We start from the raw sequence: 20,437 nt of genomic DNA, 5'->3' as shown, positions 1-20,437 counted from the left end.
GATAAAGGCCGGTATCCCGGCCTTTATTCTAGCTAATTCATTAATCTTAAACGAGAACAAAACTTTCTCTATAGATTATATGTTTAAAAATAGACAAGGAAATGTCCAGGCCACGAAGAATTGTTTTGAACGACCATGGTTTTGTTGCGAACGGACGTATAAAAAGTCTATTATATTTAATAGTTTCACCTGGTTTTCACAAATAAAAAAAACCGCTCCCAAAGGAGCGGTTCTTAGAAAACTCTAAACCCAAAAAAGGTTGGTTATTCACAGATATTCAGTACAATTTCACCTGGAGTTGGGCCAGGGCCGCCAGCAGCGGCGACAGACCCATTGGGTGCAATCAACTCATAGGTGTGTTCTTCTTCAAAATTTCCCGGCGTATATTCCCAAAGAAGTTCGGAGGTACCGCCAGGCACATTGATTACAAAGGAAGATGCTGTTCCATCAGCAACGGATACTGTATAATCAGTGCTAGACCCATCTATAGTCACTGTAATAAATGCTCCATCCCAGCCATCTCCAAAACTATCATCCATATCTAAGGTATAATCGCCAGTAAAAGGAGTGACAGGAATGCATTTAATACCTGCCCTATACGCATATGGAGAAGAAAAGAAAGATCCCCCAGATACATTTCCTGATGCATTTATATCGGTAAAAGACCGTCCATCAGTCAGATTCAAAACCAATCTGACATTTATTTCATCTCCTCCGGTAACATTTGCTGGTGTATTAGTCACACCAATAGTGCTCAAGGCTTCACTCAACGTAATGGAAAAGCTAGTTCTAGGAAGACCGTTTGGCCCAGGACTGAAATCAGAAGCTTGCAAACTCATAAGTAGTTGCTCTTGCGAAGTGGTGATTCCATTGGATTCGGTATTATCCACAAAATCCAAATAGATTTCCACATCTCGAAAAAGATCCCCATCTTCCAAATCCTGTTCTTCAATGGTCATTGCAAAAATAGACTCTGGATCAAATACGTTAAAGCTTGTACTTTCAAATGATATTGTCCGGATAACGGCTCCGCGTTCCACTGTCTCCTGAATTTTCAGACTTAACTTGTCATCCTCACTACATGAAACTGTCACCAATGCTAGGATCACTAGACTTAGCTGTAATTTTAGTTTAAATAAATTGTTTTTCATTGTAAGTACTTTTTAGTTAGCTATCGGAGAATTGTTAGTATCCCAGAACACTGGTTCTGTATGGCTTGCTTTCTGACTTATACTAGAATTGTTGTTCACAGCGTCGGAAGGATAGTATAAGGAACGTATTACACTTCCAGGATCGGGCTCAAGATTGGGCTGAAGTGTAGTTGGATACCCGGTTCTTCGATAAAAATTATAAGTTTCCACACCATTTCCGAAATGGGCAATAAAAAACTGCTCTCCCAAAATATCCCATTTCCCCTCGGTATCCGCGTTCTGAAAATTGCTTTGCAAAGCACCACGGTACGCAGTGATATCTGCCGGTGATGGCTCAAAGGAAGTGTCGGCTCCCGCCTCCCTTCCTACAAGAAAGTTTTGCACTTTAGCCACAGATTTATCAAAAGCAGCTAATAAAAATCCTTCCGCGGCAGTTTCATCTCCATTAACCATTGCTATCTCCGCTCTCATGAAATCCACACCAAAAGCAGTCAGCAAATTAGTAATCCCATTTCCTCCAGAACCGGCAGTTGCGGAGACAGCCTCAAAGGAGTCGTCATCAAACCTACCACCAACTGGATAAGAACCGTAAACAGCTCTCCTTAACCCATCTGGTGGAATACCATCAGTATCACCATGATCACGGCCCCAATAGCCATTATCCAACCAGCAGAATGTGAAATTACCATCTATGTAATGTTGTGGTGGGCTTTCCAATGAACAGCTCAAAAGTTCTTCATCTGGCGAAATTTCCGCTCCCGGCACATTAGTGTTTTGCCTATAAAAGTAGTATCGAGTCCTAGGATCATTCGTTGTATCCAAAAGGTTCATCAACCATGTGGACATATATTCATTTGCACCTCCCGCAGTATAGTTAAGTCCATATCTTGGATGCCTTACATCGGGTTGAGAAGCATTGGTCCCTGGCCAGTTCCATTGGAAATCATCTGCAGTGTCCTGAATGTAGTTGCCTCCTGAAATTATACTATTAAAGGAAGTAATTGCATTCGAATCAACCAACCTACGTTGTAAATAGATTTTCATCTTCAAAGTGTTCGCTGCTGTTATCCATTTATCATAGTCATTTCCATAATAAAAATCCACATCGGGATCGTTCAAAGCATCAGCATTAAAGCTTGCAATCGCTTCATCGATAAGACTCAACGCGGCATCGTAGACATCTGCTCCGGCATCCAATCCCGGGTTAAAAATCCCTTCCCTGGCTTGAATAATTTCAGAATAAGGTACGTCCCCGAAAAAGTCTACCATCGTAATCATGAGGTACGCTTCAATGAATTGGGCAATACCTATATGATGAATTTGCCCAGACTCCTCGGCCAATGGGGTCATTGCTCTAATATCCGCTATTATACCCCTGTAACAATTGTCCCATTCATCATCTACATCACTGGCTTGATATACACTGGCATAATTCCTTCCATTCATATTTACGATTCTGGTAATTTCCATACCTAGTTCGTTTAATCCGTCTCCATCGGTGTTACCTCCTGAGTCCCAATTATCATTTATGTCATTGTCCGCATCCCCCTCAAATTGTCGCACAAAATCCTCTTGGATTGAGTTAATAAAAAAGTCGACATTTGCTTGTTCTGGAACAAGATCGTTGGGGTTATTGGTTAAATCTAAATCTGTTGTTTCGCATGATGACAGCATCAAAATTCCCGACATCAAGGCTCCTAGTATATTTCTATATAATTTCATGCTTCTTTTTTTTAGAATGATGCTTTAATACTAAATCCATATCTCCTAGAACTGGGTCCGTTGATAAAATCAAAACCAAAGCCATTACCAACACCGGTACCCGACGTATTGGGGTCCAGATTAGCTCCTTTAGGCGTATTAACAGCTCTAAACCAAAGGTTTTGTCCTGATAGTGTAAAGACGAGTTGTCCGAATGGGGTTTTATCCAAGAATTTTTTCGGGAGAGCATAACTTAACGAGGCTTCTTGCAAACGGATTGCCGTAGCATCATAAACCTGTGCCTCACTCTGTCCAAACAGTAAATTATTGAAGAAATACTGCGAGTTGTTTAGCTGCACTCGGTTTGGGCTACCGTTGACATCCACTCCTTCCAAAATATAAGTATCTTCTCTATTAAGTGTTTCTGGAATCAAACCTCTTCCCAATAATGTAGAAATGGTTTGCGAATAAATATCTCCACCTTGGGTATAATTCCATTGGAAACCTAGGCTAAAATTCTTATAGGATATGGTATTGCGCATGTTCATCACCCAATCTGGGTTAGGGTCACCTATCACTCCATCTGTAGGATTCGGCAGATAGTTTCCATCTTGGCCGACCACCAAGTTTCCTGAATCATCACGAAGAATCCTTGTTCCAAAAAGTACTCCGAAGGATTCTCCCTCGATCGCGGCGTTTCCAAGGTTACCAAAACCACTAAAAACAACCTGATCAGTATCCAACCCTAAATCAGCCACGGTGGTTTCATAAGCCGTAAAGTTTACATTAGTAGTCCATGAAAATCCATCATTGGCTTTTGACCGTATCCAATTGACCCCTAAATCTGCCTCAACACCCTCTGATTCAATTTTACCGATATTAGTAGAAGTAATTGTAAAGCCAGTTGCGGGGTCTAATGGTCTATCCAAAATCAGGTTATTGGTGTTTCTTTTATAAATAGAAGCTTCTAGGGTGATTCGTCCATCCCACCATCTACTTTCAATTCCCAATTCAATCTCTTCCAATGTTTCTGGTTCCAAGTTCGGATTACCCAAGCGAGAGCCGGTACTATTGGAAACAATATTGGTTCCAGTATTATCCTGAGTGTCCTGTGTATCCAAAAACAATGTATTGGCAATAGGATATGGTGAAATGGTTTCAAAATTCGCTGAAACTCCAATACCGGCCCTTATTTTTAAATAGTTCAAAATCTTTTCTGATTTTAATCCATCTATAGCCTTTGTCGGAATAAAGGATACACTGGCGCTTGGATAGAATTGAGACCTGTTATCTCTAGAAAAATTGGAAACCCAGTCGTTTCGAGCAGCCAAAGTTAGATAAACCATGCTGTCATAGTCGAAGTCCGTCTGTGCGTAAACACCAACAAGATTTCTCTCCCTAAACGTCTGAATCTCATTTTGATTGAGGAAATTGAAGTGACGAAGCACCCCAAAAACCTGCTGCCCATCACTAGCTACTCCATTTTGGTCGAAAATCGTTCTTCTGGAAGTTGCTCCAAGGTTAAAAGTCGATCCAATTTTATCCGTTATATCGAAACTCCCATTTAGCGCTAAATTATGATCCCAAATGGTACTCGTGTTGTTCCATGTCTCGTAAATACCGCTAGCCAATCGGATATCATTACTCTGACTATTGATTCCTCCTTTGTTTTGAAAATTGGCATTGTTCTCCGAATAAATATCAATACCAGCTCTGTATAAAATATTCAAGTTATCCGTCAAGTCATATTGCAATGAAGCTTGTCCAAAAACTCGATTGGTTTCTTGGTTGAACTCCGCATTGAAAACTGTCCAAAGTGGATGTTGAATCGTATTATCCTGTCGGTAATAAACACTTCCTCCGGTAAGTGGGTCCTGATAAGGAAGCCCTTGGATATCGATGCTTCTTGGAGTAAACCAGATATCCCCAAAAACTGAGGAACCTGTACCTGTCGCCCCACTTCCTGAGCTATATGCAACTGGGGGAGTGACAAATTTGGTCCTCGAAAAATTAAGAGTACCTGTCGCGGTAAATTTATTGGACAATTGAGCTTTTCCTCCAATGGACAAATTGTTTCGGGTCAAACCATTGTTCGGAGTAAAGCCATTATCTTTCAAATGGCCGAAACTCACATTGTAGCCTATTTTCCCATCTTCAGAACTACCTCTTACCCCAATAGAAGTATTTGTCACAGTTCCTGTCCTGAAAAAATCCTTAACACTATCATAAGGTCTCCACTCGTAACGAGCCCCTTGAAACTCCGGAAAAGCGGCTTGGATAGCAGCAGTGGATGTTGAATACGGATGCGCTAATGTTCCATTATCATCAATTTGAGATTGGGCTCCCCAACCGGCAGCACCTTCCCGTGAAAAAGATGGACCCCAGTTACTAAAAAACCAACCAAAGTTTTGATCAAAACCATTTCCATATTCATTTTGATAATCTGGTACTGAAGCAACCTTATTAAAAAAGAATGACGAATTGACTGTAATCTCCGTCTTTTTCGGGCCTGTCCCTGCTGAACCGGATTTTGTGGTAATCAAAATTACTCCGTTCCTCCCTTGCGAACCATAAAGCGTAGCTGCAGCCAGTCCTTTAAGGACATTGACGCTTTCGATATTGTTTGGATCTAAGTCCAAGAATCGACTGGAACCATTGTTACCATTGATAAAGTCATCACGGTCCCCAATTCTACCGGAAGCATTTGTATCCGTACTAAAAGGAACTCCATCTACAATAAACAGGGCCTGGTTACTAGAACTGAAAGTGCTATAGCCTCTAATTATCACATTGGTTCCTGAACCGGAAAGTCCATTTTGCTGCAAAATTTGAACTCCAGAGGCTTTTCCTTGCAAAACCCTTCCTACGTCTCCTTCAGGCCTGGATTCCAATTGTTCATTTCCTACTTCGGTGACCGCGTAGCCCAGAGCTTGTTTCTCCCTTTTAATTCCTAAGGCAGTAACTACTACTTCCTGGAGCGCTTGAGCATCCTCATTCATGGTCACATTTATGGTATCCGAAGTACCCACTGAGACACGCACATCTTTTTGACCAATGTAAGTGAACAGCAATACCTGGCCTTCACTGGCTTGGATGATATAATTACCATCAAAATCTGTTTGTGTTCCAATTGAGGTTCCTTCAATAACGATGTTGACTCCAGGCAATGTAAGCCCAGATTGGTCTACCACCGTACCAGAAATAGTCTTCTGTTGGGCATTAATAACTACCGCCAACAGCAGTAGTAATGCCATAAGCAAACGTTTCTTCATAAGTTAATTTTATTTGAGTTATGGCGCCAAATTATCTGTTTTTATAGGCTGATGTCCCCATTTTGTGGTGAACGATTGTCATTATGTTTTAAAGGGTGTAAAAACAATTCTGAATGGACGTATATACCAATAATGTAGATGACAAGGGTAGATTTGCATCTCAAATCATGAGTACTTTTGATAGTTTTAATAGAGCTCTTGTGGAACGTATGGACTTTACATGCTTAATTATCGATGACGAGGCACTTGCAAGAAAAAGGGTGAGAAGATTGCTGGCCGAGGCGGAAAATGTGAAACTTTTGGATGAATGCTCCAATGGCGAGAGCGCTATTCAGAAAATCAATGCGCTAAATCCTGATTTCATTTTTTTGGATATTAAAATGAAAGATATGACGGGTTTTGATGTTCTAAAGCAACTTGACCAAACAAAGATTCCATTACCAATCTTAATAAGTGCCTACGATGACTTTGCCATTAGAGCTTTTGATTTTAAGGCTTTTGATTTTCTGTTGAAACCGTTCAACAAAGTACGCTTCTATGAGTGTCTAAACCGGGTACAGGGACATCTCAAGATTTTGAAGTATCGGAATAATGCTATCCACTTTAACCAAATCATCACGGAGATTGATTCAAAAATTGAACGATTAAACGTAAAACCTTTAGACAAAATCCCGGTAAAACTTGGCAACAAGACCATTTTTGTACCCACCAATGACATACTTTACTTTTTAGCCAGCGGTAGTTACTCTGAATTGTATCAAAAAGACAAAAAGGTGGTTCTTAGAGATTCCTTAACAAATATTTTCAGATCCTTAGACAAAACCAAATTCATACGCATACACCGCTCCACAATTATAAATCGGGATTATATTATTGAAATCCAAGCTTCCAGTTATTACGAAATCGATGTTATTATGCCCAAAAACAGAAAGTTCAGGGTGAGTAAATCTTATAGAAATGCAACCATGCAAAAGCTAGGACTATGAAAAAAAAGAATCTGGCTTTTAACAAAAGTGAATATTACAAACTGGTGCTTATTCTTTCCATATTTTATACCGTCTGGAAAATCATTAAGCACCTTAACTTCATATGGCTATATAAAAATAATATTCCAACCTTTGGAGAGGTACAAAACCCAGCGGATTACCTTGACGCTATCATTATAGATTGGTTTGTAGTAATCTTATTCATGTCCGTTGTTGCTTATGCAATGGGTAAATGGTCCGGCACCAATAGAATTACATTAATTAAACTTTTACCCCTTCACTTACTTTTATCTTTCCTTTTAAATTTTTTCATTTTTCCCTTGCAGTTTTTATCGTATAGATTACAAGATAAAATTCATTTTAAAGAAGGTTATTTTCGGGTTTTGTTAGATAGGGTCATTAAATACATGGACCTAAATTTTCTTACTTACTTCTCGATGCTAGGCATCATTCTGTTGTTCTATTATTTTAAAAGCAAAAGGGATGAGGAGTCGATAAAGCTCACTTTAGAAGCTCAGCTTATGGAGGCCAAGTTATCTGCTTTAAATTCCCAACTGCAACCACATTTCATATTCAATACCCTAAACAGCATATCCACACTCATTGATGAAAATCAAGAAAAGGCTCAAAATATGATTGCGCATTTAGGAGCCATGCTCAGAAATACTTTTGATAAGAAAAAATCTCTTATTGTTAATCTTGAGATCGAGTTACAAAACCTGAACAATTATATTCAAATATTAAAAATCCGGTTTGATGAGGATTTGGAGGTCAATTTTATAGTTGAGGAAAATATAGGTAAAATCAAAGTGCCAAATATGTTTCTTCAACCTATTGTAGAGAATTCAATAAAGCATGGGTACGGATTCCACAGAAAAAACTTATCCATTCAAATTTGCATTGCCCAAAAGGGAAATTATCTGTCCTCAACTGTTATAAACAATGGCACTCCCTTAGATCTCAAGGGTATAAATAAAAAGGGTTTCAGCGGTAATGGATTAAGGATTTTAAGGGAAAGGTTCCAAGCGCAATATGGAAATGATTACTTGTTTGCACTCAAAAACTTAGATAATGATAAAGGAGTGGTCACCCAAATAGATTTTCCGATTTTATGAATCAAAAACGTCTATCACTCTCCAATTAAATCGTAATTTGATATACTAACTTTATTCATGGATTATTATGAAAAAAAAGCATTATACCATTTTCATGTTTTTGTCTTTTTTAATTGGTTTTTCCCAAGTTGAAAGTGAGCAAAAACAACAAACCCGGTCTCCTTTTTTGTTCAATCCTCAAAACCTAGACCAAAATTCCAAGGATCTATCAGCTATATATAAAGTTATGGCAGACTATTACAAAGGAGTGGAGAAAGCAAACACAACCCTTTTGGATAAAGTTTTTCATACGGACTGGTTTATGAGAGATACCGAAACCCAACATATAGGTTCACTTCATATAGAAAGTAAACAAAAATTTATACAGCGTGTAGCTGATCATGGTCCGTATCATGGTTACGCAAAAGATAGAAAATTTGCATCAATTGGACTGGCAAATGATAACATTGCATTTGTTAGAGTGAATAAAACGGGAGCCACCAGTTTTTTTCTCTACAAATTGGATGGTGAATGGATTCTTATGGATAAGTTATGGGCCACTATAGACCTTGATAACACCCAACGGAATGGCTACGAGTATTCCAATGTTCATGAACTTCTGCATTCCTATTTTGAAGCGGTTCAAAACTCGAACCAAAAGATGTTGAATCAACTACTACACTCTGCATGGGACAAAAAAATATTGAATCATCAAAATAACTATAGTATTATCGATAAAAAAACATGGTTAAAAAATTTAAAGACAAACCCTTATCCATCTGACCCTATAAAGTTAGTTTCGACTGATCTTTATAATGGAAAATTGGCCATAGTAAGGGTCGATTTTACAGAAGAATCCACCACTACTTTTTTCATTTGTTTTAAGATGAATGGGCAATGGACAATCGCTGGAGAACGAACCACGATAGGTAGCTAATACTTTGCCTTATTCTTGAGACACAACTGACAAATCAGTTGTCATTGGCCTTAAGCCAATAATCTCTTCCAGAAACTTTTCAGTTTCCTTTTGTACAGATTTCAAATCCTTAGAAGTAATTGAGCAGGTCATTACATGATCACCGGTTTCAGGAAAGGCCTTTTTTCTTTTCAAATCCGGCGCGGTTCCCAACATATCATACATTTCAAGCATGGCTGGCACAGAAACCACATTATCCTGAATGGAATCATTTTTAAAGAAATACCCCAAAAAAGTGGGTTGTGTTACTTGTTGAAATGTTTCGGGAATCATCGTATTATCAACCAACGTTTGTAGTTGAGTTAGCGCTTCCATCCGATACTTGGTAGTCCAGTATTTTTTCTTTTCCTCAGTGGCTTCAAACTCATAATAATCACTATCCTTCACAGCTTTCGCCAATTGAATTCCCCAAGGCCCGGCCAATAGTTTAGCACTTTGATCATAGATTTCAATATTTGGTGAATACAACAATAATCCAGCAATATCAGGGTCATTGCCAGCAAGGTGAAGTGCCAATGTACCACCTGTGGAGGTCGCCATTATAATTACTTTATTTCCTAATTGTTTTGCAATGGCAATAGCTTCCTTTGCAGAATCCAACACCTCATCGGCGGTTAAATCCAGCATGCCTTCTTTTTCCTTCAATCCATGCCCGGCCAAGCGCGGAAGGTAGAGGTTACATCCATAGCGCCTTGCCGTTTGCTTGTGAATGGGGTCTCCTTCTTTACTGCTCGCAGACCATCCATGGATATATACTAGACTATATTCGGTTTTGGTCGGAATACTGTCAAACCAAACAATTCGTGCTTCATTTTCCGGTTTGATATTGGGTATTTCTCTTTCTTTTTGATTTATCCACTTTTCCAACTGAACCAAATCAGCTGGAACTTCAGGAAGAGCTTTATTCAAATTTGGCTCATCCACTTTCGGACCTAACAAATAGGTGACGACTATAAGGATAACAATCAATAAAAGGCCTTTAAATATCTTTAGAAGTAATCTCATGGAAATGGGCTTAAGTAGACTTGACGAAAACGATTTTTATGGAGTTATATAAATATACTATTTTAGACAGACGTACTTTTAGCTTTCATGTCAAAACTTAAAATTCTACTTAAAAACCTTGGCCCGGGATTGTTATTTGCCAGCATGGCCATTGGAACTTCTCATTTAGTGCTATCAACAAAAGCTGGTGCCCAATACGGTTGGATTATGATAGTGCCCATTATTTTGGCCAATATTCTAAAGTATCCCTTTTTTGAATTTGGGATTCGATATACAACGGTAACCGAAAAAAGTTTGATTCAGGGCTACCTCAATCTGGGCAAAAAATACCTGTGGATCTATGCACTGGTGACTATAGTTTCCATTTTTACCCTATTGGCAGCACTATATGTGGTCACTGCCGGTTTGTTCATGAACCTATTTAACATTACCACCGTTGGCATAGGAACGATAGCATTTTGTTTGTTTGTTTTTATAGGTGCTCTGTTGATAGTTGGAAAATATCGCTTCCTGGAAAATTCGCTGAAAGCTGTAATCTCCATTCTGTTTATCGCACTGATCATTACAACCGTTGTTGTTCTCAATAAGGGTGGTGTGCCAGGTGCGGAAACTTATCAAAGACCTGAAATTTTCAATGAAATTGGAATTTTGTTTTTAATAAGCCTTATGGGATGGATGCCAACTGCTGTTGAAGCCTCGGGCTGGGTAAGTTTATGGAGCATAGAAAATATGAAGACCATGAAACAAAAGCCATCGCTCAAGGAAGCACTGCAAGAATTTGGTTTGGGTTATTTTATGACCGCACTTTTAGCCATTTTCTTTTTGATCATTGGTTGGATGACGCTATACGGAACAGGCACAGAATTAAGTGGTAGTGCAATTGTTTTTGCTGACCAAGTAGTGAGTCTATTCACCACTAATATTGGAAGCTGGGCCTATATCTTAATTGCTGTGGCTGCTTTTGCCACAATGTTTAGCACATGTATGACTGCCCACGATGCCATATCTAGGGTAAGCTTGGACGTTCTCCAGAAACTCTTCCCAAAAACAACCTCCTTTTCCGGTAAACAGGCATTTCCCATTACCGTGATATTAATGGCCATTATCAATTGGATAGTAATTGTTGGTTTTGGCGCCAATATGGGTAATTTGGTCGCCGTTGCAACCTTTGTTTCCTTTGTAATGGCTCCACTAATCGGATGGATGAATTTAAAAACTGTAATGGGTAATGATATGCCTATGGAATATCGTCCGAAAAAGAGATTACAATGGCTTACTTATATCGGAATGATATTCCTTGCACTTTTCGCTTTGTATTATTGCTGGATTTTGCTCTCCAACTAGTTGAAAAGTACATTGTCGTTGAGCACCACAATCAGTGACCGTTGATTTTGCTTGTGCAGCATCTCCAAGCAATAGACTCCGTTTGTGCAGTTGTTCAAGATTTTGTCCTCACCATATCCAATCGAATAGATGATATTGGTTGAAGGGACTCCTTTTTTTATCAAATATTCCTTTATAGCATCTGAGCGACCTTGAGTTAGTCTGAAATTGGTACTGCTTCCTCCTCTGCTGTCCGTATAGGTTTCTATACGTAATTGAACCACGGGAAACGCTTTAACAAATTCGATTGCCTTATCTAATTCTGTTTCTATCTCTGGGGTTATTTGGGTAGAACTTCTGCCGAAAAAGAAGTTCTTCATTTTCACAACCATTTGACCTTCCTTTTCTTCGACCAAGTCGTTGTATGAAGCCAATTCAATATTATACGAGTCGCTTCCCAATGCTTCCAATTCTTCCTGACTCAGTTGCTTACTCAGTGTCGAAAATCGTTCTTTCCCTGCTTCCAAAACAACATGTTCTTTCCAGGGAATCTCCAATCGATAATTTCCCTCCTCATCGGAAAAAGTTTCTGCAAACAAGGTGCCATCATCTCCCAAAAGACGCACAGTAGTTTTTTCAATTCCATCAGATTTCCTGCTTGACTTCACCACTTTTCCTTTTAGAGCTATTGTCCTTAATCCCGGTTTTTTATCAACCTTAAAACCGTAGAGATCATCCTGTCCTTTTCCTCCTGCCCTATTTGAAGCAAAATACCCCAAAAGTCCATCACCTTCGTTTCGCATCACCAGTCCAAAATCATCTTCATTTGAATTGATTCCAATTCCTAAATTAACGGGAATACTAAAACTTTCACCTTCGATATTCGACTTATAGACATCCATACCACCAAGACCGTAAAAAACATCTGATGAAAAATAAAAACTGTTTTCAAAAATGAAAGGAGCAATCTCATTACCCGAGGAATTGATTCGCGGACCTAGATTGATCGGGGCAGACATGATTTGCCCATTATTGGTATAGACAAAATAGATATCGGTACCGCCATAACCATCTTCAAAATCGGCTGAGAAATAGAGTTTTCCGCTTTTGTGATCATAGAAAGGATAATAGAAAGAGGTACTCAAATCCTTAAGTAGCAACCTTAATGTTCCGCTTTGTGGTTGCATGGCAATGGCCAAGGCATTTTTGCCATTCTCATCAAAAGCCATTTCTCCATCTTCTGTATTGGACATTACATAAAATATGCTCTTTAATTCCTTTGAATAACTTGGTGTGGCTCTATGAAAATCAGAATCTGCTATTCCCGAAAACGGAACGGCGGACGAGATTTGACCGTCTTGTAGTACCGAGGCCTCATAGATATTGAGGTAACCAGTTTGTCCATTCTTCTTTTTATCTAAAATTCTTCCGCTTGAAAACAAGAGTTTGTTATCATAAAAACTTGGAGAAAAATCCAACTGTGAACTATTACTTGTAAGGTTAAAAACCTGAAAATCCAAATTTCCTCCGAGCGTTTCCCCATTCAACAACTGTGTATTAAAATCCAGGTTTTCTAAAAATTCTTTAGGAAACTTTGCAGACATGGTGGTCAAAAAAGCATCCTTACGTTCTTTTTTTGAACTCCTAGAAATGCTTTGCAACATTTTATTCAAATGGTGATTGCTCTCCAATTTATCCTTTTCATATAATTCAATGTATGCCTTGGACGCTTTTTCGAAATTATTGGTTTTGAAATATGAATCGGCCAAATTAAGGTATTGCTGCTCCGTCAAAGCTCCATTAGCTAAATCAGACTCATATGCTACTACGGCATTTCTGTAATCGTACTGAAAAAAATAAGTATCTCCCTTTGATTTTTTGGATTGAGACAAACCGGCCATCATACCAAAAATGAAAAGAGATAGCGCAAGGGATATTTTTTTTGTTTGTACCATATTAAAAGAATCTTGGGGAATCTATTTGTTTGGGTTTGCCCTTTTGGTTTTTGCCTTTGTTTTTATTTCTGGAACCTCTGTTTCCAGACCCTTCACGACCTATATAAAACTTCAATATGGCTTCATGACTACCTCCTGAGTATTCTCCAAGCCCATTGGTGTTGTAATCGTAAGTATACCCAATGAACATGGTATTGGAAATTTGAATTCCTGCCAATCCGCTTACTGCATTGTCAAATCTATAAGATGCGCCTATGGTAAGCGCATCTATAAATTGAAAGTTAGCGGATAAATTTATATTGACCGGCGAACCTGATAAATAATTTACTAGAAAAGCGGGTTTGAATTTGGTTCTATCGGAAACCTGAAAAACATATCCGCCTATGGCATTGAACTGCATGTTATCTTCAACAATGGTGGCAACTTCGTCATTGTAAAGTCCATTGGTCAAGAAATTCGGTACGGAAAGCCCCAAATACCATTCTTCTTCACCGTACATAAACAACCCCGCACCTACGGTAGGGTAAAAATTGCTTTGATTTTCACCAACAAGTGTTGGGTCTGATGGATTGACAAAGGTTCCCTCGGAATAATCCAAATTTAAAAAAGAACCTCCAGCGACCATTCCAAAAGAGAGTTTGGTGTCATCAGAAAGGTTTACTTCATACGAATAGGAGAGGTTGGCATAGGTTTGTTTTGAAGGACCTAGTTCATCTTGAACCACATTCAGACCCAATCCACTTTTCTCATTTGTGAATGGAACATTTACTCCAAAGCGAATTGTAGTTGGAGCTCCAGGAATATCTACCCATTGTGCTCTATACAAACCAGCAATTTCAGGACTCTCAACGGTTCCAACATACGCCGGGTTAAAACTCCCAATGTTATACATATATTGAGTGTACAGCGGCTCTTTCTGCGCTTGGATACTTGAACCAAGAACCATTAATAGCACCAATATTGCTCCCTTATATGAGTCTAAACCAATTTTTTTGGGCATATTCATGTTATCTTAAGATTTGGATCCAGCCTTTAACCACTTCACTTCCATCGCCATTTAAATCCAGTATATAAAAATAGGTTCCCTTGGGTAAATCACCATTACTTCCTGTTCCATCCCACGAACTATCATATGCGTCCATCTGAAATACACTGTTACCGTACCGATCAAAAATTTCTATGGTATTATTGGGGTAATCCCCATTGGGATCAATAAAAACCAATGTGTCGTTGATACCATCACCGTTGGGTGAAAATATATTACAAATAGTACCAGGGTCACTACAAGGACTCTGACTTACCCTAACATCAACCGTTGCTGAATTATTCGAGTCAACCCCGTCCACAGGAAAAGATGATGTTATGTTTACCGTATTCTGAAGCAGTCCTGCTGAAGAAACGGTTGCCGTAATTTCCAAAGTAACCGTCTCCTCGGAGGTCAATTCATCAATGGACCATTCACCTGTTGTTTGGTCGTATGTCCCTTTTGAAGTTGTGTGTGAAACATAGTCAAATCCAGTACTCCCACCCAACAAATCAGTTACAACAACATCAAGAACCCTATCCATCGTAGTATTTTCAAGAGTAATGGTAAATGTGATATTGCTATTTAATAGGGGTGCGTCATTATCTACTTCTTTGGTAACCGCTAAATCAATAGGATCCGGATTACAATCTGGTGTTAGGAAAGGGTCACAAGAATCCAAAGGATCAGATGCATTTTCCGGAACTGCGGTTGTGCTTGGGTCATCTATTACTAATACCTCTTCACCATCAGTAAGACCATCGCCATCGGTATCTGCAAGATTTGGATCTGTTCCCAAATCCATTTCTTCCCCATCAGTCAAACCATCACCATCGGTATCTACCACACAATCACTAACTGAAATTGTGACTTGGACAGTTGTATTTGTACAAGGAGCTGCTGCTCCATCTGTTGTATATTCGAAAACATAACTTCCATCTGGCAGACCCTCAAAATCCACATTGTTATCTGTACCGATGGAGAGTGTACCACTTGAAGGGTCAGTTATGATTGCCCACGTTCCAGAATCTGCACCGGTAAGAGTAGTGTCTAAATCTATTACTGTTAGACCTCCATTTCCGACGGTACTGCATACTTCAGTATTAGAAGGTGTTCCCGCCGATGGTGTTTGGTTTACTGTGGCCACAACTTCGACACGAGTCGTACTACATCCATTAGCTGTAGCGTCAACATAAAATGAGGTTGTCGTTGAAAGTGTTGGTGTCTCAAAAGATGGGCCTGTACCTAAAATAGTTCCTCCGGTTGGCAAATCATACCAATTTAAGAAGCTTCCATCGCTTACGACGGCAGTTAATGTCAATGTACCATCGCCGCATCTGGTATCTCCAGAGGTACTGTCGATTATGGGTGTATCAAAACGCTGTAGAGTAATTGTTAAAACAGGACTGGCACAATTATTTGTTGAATCATAAAAGAAACCGAAATAGGACCCTGGAGCATTTACCAAACTATTCCTGTGCGCTATAGTTTCCAAAGGATCTGGATTTGTGCTCCAAGTTAGTGCACTACCTGCAGGAGCGGTATCCGTTACATAATCATCTAAATCTGCCAATACAGTATCGCAGAACTCAGTGGGTTCATTGACATCTAAAGAAGGTGCATTGATTCCTGCATTGCAAGGAATTGCGCAATCTTGAACAGTTACCACCAAATCGACGGATTGGTCAACACAAGGTGCAACTGCCCCGGAAGTTGTATAGGTAAATGTGTAATCCCCTAGAGGTTGTCCGTTAAAATTAACAATATTGCTGGCATTTATGGTAATCGATGCTCCTCCAGGTGCATCTGATAATATCCAATTTCCCGTATCAGCACCTGTTAACTGGTCATCCAGGTCTATTACACTGTCCCCTTCATTGGAATCATCACAGGTTGCCACATTCGAAGTGGTTCCTGGGGAGGGGGTAAAATTTTGAGTAATTGTGACACTTAAAGTAGGACTTGCACAGTCGTTTAATGCGTCATAGAAAAATCCAAAATAGGTGTCAGGAGTGCTTACCGTACTTGTTGCTAGATAGTCTCCTGTAATATCTGTATCAGAATTGGTGCTCCATCTTAAATCTGAACCTGGAGGAATTGCAATGTTGTTATAGGCATCAAGATCTTGGGTAAAGGCGTCACAGAAATCCCTAACTACTGAATTATCAATTATTGGCGGTGCATTACCTGCAGCACAAGAATCATCATTATCGAAGGTAATCGTTGCCGTATCTGAAATATTGATGGGCAAAGTGGTACTCAAATTCCCCATTGAGACCGTAATTGTCTCATTGACTTCAATGACACTATCTGCATTTGGAGTAACCTCAAAAGTTTCCGATTCTCCCGCCGTGCCTGCAAATGTTAGGGTTTGGTTTAATATGCCTGTATAATCATTATCAGCAATGGTAGCCGTGCCATCGTTGGTCGAAACCTGAACGGTAAATCCTCCGTCCACCGGATTATCAAGCGTCGCGGTTACCGTAATCGCACCATCATCCTCATCACCGCTTGCATCGGCAATAGTTACAGTAGCATTGTCATCATTGTTTATTCTGTATCCGGTTGTAGTCTGAGCAGCTAGGGTGGCATCACCCGTGGGAGCACTCAATACTAGATTTATAACCTCATTGTCCTCAACTTCAATGTCTCCATTTATGGAAAGTGTAGGTATCGTAACAGCTGTTCCAACCGTGCCATCATAAGTTGCAGCAGGTATATTTACCACCTGGGGACTGTTGAAGATATAATCTACACCTGAAGTTGCATTGCCTGTGCCAGCATCCGTAACTGTAACCGTGGTTGCATTGGTCACCGTACCAGTCACCAAAAGTACCGCAAGGTTACCGCCACTATTCTCTGCGTCCACTCCCGTCACTTGAGAAAACTCAACCGTTACACTGTCATCGTTAGTAATGGTACCTAAGCCAGTACCATCGTTTATTACTGCATTGACAGGTGCACTCAACACTACAGTGAAATTTTCATTGCCCTCCACATTAGTATCTCCGTTGACCTGTACCGTTACCGTAGTGCTCGGGTTGCCAGCCGTTATCGTTCCGCTGCCACCGATTATCTGCACGTAGTCACTATTGGCAAGGGTAGCCGTGCCATCCGCGGTGTTGACCGTGAAGTCTATATTGTTGGCAGCGTTTCTACCATCGTCCACGCTCACCGTGAACACAAAGTTCGTCGTCCCGGCATCGCCCTCCGCCAGGGTAACGTCCGAGATGCTTATCGCATCAACCACTGCAACATCGTCATTGGTGATCGTTCCAAGGCCCGTGCCATCGGTTATCGTCGCGTTGACCGGTGCGCTCAATACCACCGTGAAGTCCTCGTCAGTTTCAATATCGGTGTCCCCGTTGACCTGTACCGTTACCGTAGTGCTCGGGTTGCCAGCAGTTATCGTTCCGCTGCCACCGATTATCTGCACGTAGTCACTATTGGCAAGGGTAGCCGTGCCGTCAGCGGTATTGACCGTGAAGTCTATGTTGGCCGCAGCGTTCCCGCCGCCATCAACGCTAACCGTGAACTGGAAGTTCGTCGTCCCGGCATCGCCCTCCGCCAGGGTAACGTCCGAGATGCTTATCGCATCAACCACTGCAACATCGTCATTGGTGATCGTTCCAAGGCCCGTGCCATCGGTTATCGTCGCGTTGACCGGTGCGCTCAATACCACCGTGAAGTCCTCGTCAGTTTCAATATCGGTGTCCCCGTTGACCTGTACCGTTACCGTAGTGCTCGGGTTGCCAGCAGTTATCGTTCCGCTGCCACCGATTATCTGCACGTAGTCACTATTGGCAAGGGTAGCCGTGCCATCAGCGGTATTGACCGTGAAGTCTATGTTGGCCGCAGCGTTCCCGCCGCCATCAACGCTAACCGTGAACTGGAAGTTCGTGGTCCCGGCATCGCCCTCCGCCAGGGTAACGTCCGAGATGCTTATCGCATCAACCACTGCAACATCGTCATTGGTGATCGTTCCAAGGCCCGTGCCATCGGTTATCGTCGCGTTGACCGGTGCGCTCAATACCACCGTGAAGTCCTCGTCAGTTTCAATATCGGTGTCCCCGTTGACCTGTACCGTTACCGTAGTGCTCGGGTTGCCAGCAGTTATCGTTCCGCTGCCACCGATTATCTGCACGTAGTCACTATTGGCAAGGGTAGCCGTGCCGTCAGCGGTATTGACCGTGAAGTCTATGTTGGCCGCAGCGTTCCCGCCGCCATCAACGCTAACCGTGAACTGGAAGTTCGTGGTCCCGGCATCGCCCTCCGCCAGGGTAACGTCCGAGATGCTTATCGCATCAACCACTGCAACATCGTCATTGGTGATTGTTCCAAGGCCCGTGCCATCGGTTATCGTCGCGTTGACCGGTGCGCTCAATACCACCGTGAAGTCCTCGTCAGTTTCAATATCGGTGTCCCCGTTGACCTGTACCGTTACCGTAGTGCTCGGGTTGCCAGCAGTTATCGTTCCGCTGCCACCGATTATCTGCACGTAGTCACTATTGGCAAGGGTAGCCGTGCCATCAGCGGTATTGACCGTGAAGTCTATGTTGGCCGCAGCGTTCCCGCCGCCATCAACGCTAACCGTGAACTGGAAGTTCGTGGTCCCGGCATCGCCCTCCGCCAGGGTAACGTCCGAGATGCTTATCGCATCAACCACTGCAACATCGTCATTGGTGATCGTTCCAAGGCCCGTGCCATCGGTTATCGTCGCGTTGACCGGTGCGCTCAATACCACCGTGAAGTCCTCGTCAGTTTCAATATCGGTGTCCCCGTTGACCTGTACCGTTACCGTAGTGCTCGGGTTGCCAGCAGTTATCGTTCCGCTGCCACCGATTATCTGCACGTAGTCACTATTGGCAAGGGTAGCCGTGCCGTCAGCGGTATTGACCGTGAAGTCTATGTTGGCCGCAGCGTTCCCGCCGCCATCAACGCTAACCGTGAACTGGAAGTTCGTCGTCCCGGCATCGCCCTCCGCCAGGGTAACGTCCGAGATGCTTATCGCATCAACCACTGCAACATCGTCATTGGTGATCGTTCCAAGGCCCGTGCCATCGGTTATCGTCGCGTTGACCGGTGCGCTCAATACCACCGTGAAGTCCTCGTCAGTTTCAATATCGGTGTCCCCGTTGACCTGTACCGTTACCGTAGTGCTCGGGTTGCCAGCAGTTATCGTTCCGCTGCCACCGATTATCTGCACGTAGTCACTATTGGCAAGGGTAGCCGTGCCATCAGCGGTATTGACCGTGAAGTCTATGTTGGCCGCAGCGTTCCCGCCGCCATCAACGCTAACCGTGAACTGGAAGTTCGTGGTCCCGGCATCGCCCTCCGCCAGGGTAACGTCCGAGATGCTTATCGCATCAACCACTGCAACATCGTCATTGGTGATCGTTCCAAGGCCCGTGCCATCGGTTATCGTCGCGTTGACCGGTGCGCTCAATACCACCGTGAAGTCCTCGTCAGTTTCAATATCGGTGTCCCCGTTGACCTGTACCGTTACCGTAGTGCTCGGGTTGCCAGCAGTTATCGTTCCGCTGCCACCGATTATCTGCACGTAGTCACTATTGGCAAGGGTAGCCGTGCCGTCAGCGGTATTGACCGTGAAGTCTATGTTGGCCGCAGCGTTCCCGCCGCCATCAACGCTAACCGTGAACTGGAAGTTCGTCGTCCCGGCATCGCCCTCCGCCAGGGTAACGTCCGAGATGCTTATGAAATCTTGTCCGAATCCAAAACTAAAAGTAAAAAAGGTAAATGCTATAAACAGTAGCTTACTACATACATAGCTAGAAAACTGTCTTGCTGAGGCTTTTTTCATGAAGGGTAACATTACCTATTCAAATAAGTTTGAGTATCGTTCTTTATTCCATTTAGGTTGGTGATTTGGGAAGAATCAATATTACTAAAAATTAAAGGAATGCCAACAACTTAACAGATTAAATCTAAG

At 41.8% G+C, this 20,437-nt stretch carries 11 protein-coding genes; 4 read left to right on the top strand and 7 right to left on the bottom strand.

Annotation, left to right across the window (positions count from 1 at the left end):
- Nucleotides 1-263 precede the first annotated feature (263 nt).
- Genes ACOKFG_RS06610 through ACOKFG_RS06600 form a run of 3 tightly spaced genes read right to left on the bottom strand, consistent with a single transcriptional unit; the run spans nucleotide 264 to nucleotide 6,124 of the window.
- Nucleotides 264-1,151, bottom strand: a complete 888-nt coding sequence (locus ACOKFG_RS06610; RefSeq protein WP_299488487.1) for a hypothetical protein — start codon at nucleotides 1,149-1,151, stop codon at nucleotides 264-266.
- 12 nt (nucleotides 1,152-1,163) lie between these two features.
- Entirely contained in the window at nucleotides 1,164-2,873 is a 1,710-nt protein-coding gene (locus tag ACOKFG_RS06605; RefSeq protein ID WP_299488489.1) for a SusD/RagB family nutrient-binding outer membrane lipoprotein, read from the bottom strand.
- Between the two features lie 11 nt (nucleotides 2,874-2,884).
- A complete protein-coding gene (locus ACOKFG_RS06600) occupies nucleotides 2,885-6,124 on the bottom strand; it encodes a SusC/RagA family TonB-linked outer membrane protein (protein ID WP_422862064.1) in 3,240 nt (1,079 codons plus the stop codon).
- 113 nt (nucleotides 6,125-6,237) lie between these two features.
- On the opposite strand from ACOKFG_RS06600, the gene ACOKFG_RS06595 reads away from it, so the two are divergent.
- From ACOKFG_RS06595 to ACOKFG_RS06585, 3 genes are all read left to right on the top strand, one after another.
- Nucleotides 6,238-7,110 (top strand): LytR/AlgR family response regulator transcription factor, encoded by an 873-nt coding sequence (locus ACOKFG_RS06595; RefSeq protein ID WP_298794181.1) that lies wholly within the window; start codon nucleotides 6,238-6,240, stop codon nucleotides 7,108-7,110.
- A complete protein-coding gene (locus tag ACOKFG_RS06590; protein ID WP_298794179.1) occupies nucleotides 7,107-8,225 on the top strand; it encodes a histidine kinase in 1,119 nt (372 codons plus the stop codon). Before ACOKFG_RS06595 ends, ACOKFG_RS06590 begins: the two co-directional genes overlap by 4 nt.
- A 67-nt stretch (nucleotides 8,226-8,292) precedes the next feature.
- The gene (locus ACOKFG_RS06585; protein WP_298794177.1) at nucleotides 8,293-9,141 is read left to right on the top strand and encodes a nuclear transport factor 2 family protein; all 849 of its coding nucleotides are present in this window, start codon (nucleotides 8,293-8,295) and stop codon (nucleotides 9,139-9,141) included.
- A 9-nt stretch (nucleotides 9,142-9,150) separates the two neighbouring features.
- Here ACOKFG_RS06585 and ACOKFG_RS06580 read toward each other — a convergent pair whose 3' ends face one another.
- Nucleotides 9,151-10,185, bottom strand: a complete 1,035-nt coding sequence (locus ACOKFG_RS06580; RefSeq protein WP_298794175.1) for an alpha/beta fold hydrolase — start codon at nucleotides 10,183-10,185, stop codon at nucleotides 9,151-9,153.
- Nucleotides 10,186-10,272: 87 nt separating this feature from the next.
- On the opposite strand from ACOKFG_RS06580, the gene ACOKFG_RS06575 reads away from it, so the two are divergent.
- The gene (locus tag ACOKFG_RS06575) at nucleotides 10,273-11,529 is read left to right on the top strand and encodes a divalent metal cation transporter (protein ID WP_298794173.1); all 1,257 of its coding nucleotides are present in this window, start codon (nucleotides 10,273-10,275) and stop codon (nucleotides 11,527-11,529) included.
- Here the strand turns inward: ACOKFG_RS06575 and ACOKFG_RS06570 are convergent.
- Genes ACOKFG_RS06570 through ACOKFG_RS06560 form a run of 3 tightly spaced genes read right to left on the bottom strand, consistent with a single transcriptional unit; the run spans nucleotide 11,526 to nucleotide 20,308 of the window.
- Nucleotides 11,526-13,463, bottom strand: a complete 1,938-nt coding sequence (locus tag ACOKFG_RS06570) for an OmpA family protein (protein ID WP_298794171.1) — start codon at nucleotides 13,461-13,463, stop codon at nucleotides 11,526-11,528. The two genes, ACOKFG_RS06575 and ACOKFG_RS06570, sit on opposite strands and share 4 nt — an antisense overlap.
- A gap of 1 nt (nucleotide 13,464) precedes the next feature.
- Entirely contained in the window at nucleotides 13,465-14,463 is a 999-nt protein-coding gene (locus ACOKFG_RS06565; protein ID WP_299488503.1) for a PorP/SprF family type IX secretion system membrane protein, read from the bottom strand.
- A gap of 7 nt (nucleotides 14,464-14,470) precedes the next feature.
- Entirely contained in the window at nucleotides 14,471-20,308 is a 5,838-nt protein-coding gene (locus tag ACOKFG_RS06560; RefSeq protein WP_422862063.1) for a Calx-beta domain-containing protein, read from the bottom strand.
- Nucleotides 20,309-20,437: the final 129 nt, after the last annotated feature.

Origin of the sequence: Flagellimonas rhodophyticola (genome assembly GCF_049332665.1) — a bacterium.
Classification (GTDB): Bacteria; Bacteroidota; Bacteroidia; order Flavobacteriales; family Flavobacteriaceae; genus Flagellimonas.
This window is presented reverse-complemented; position numbering and strand designations above follow the sequence as displayed.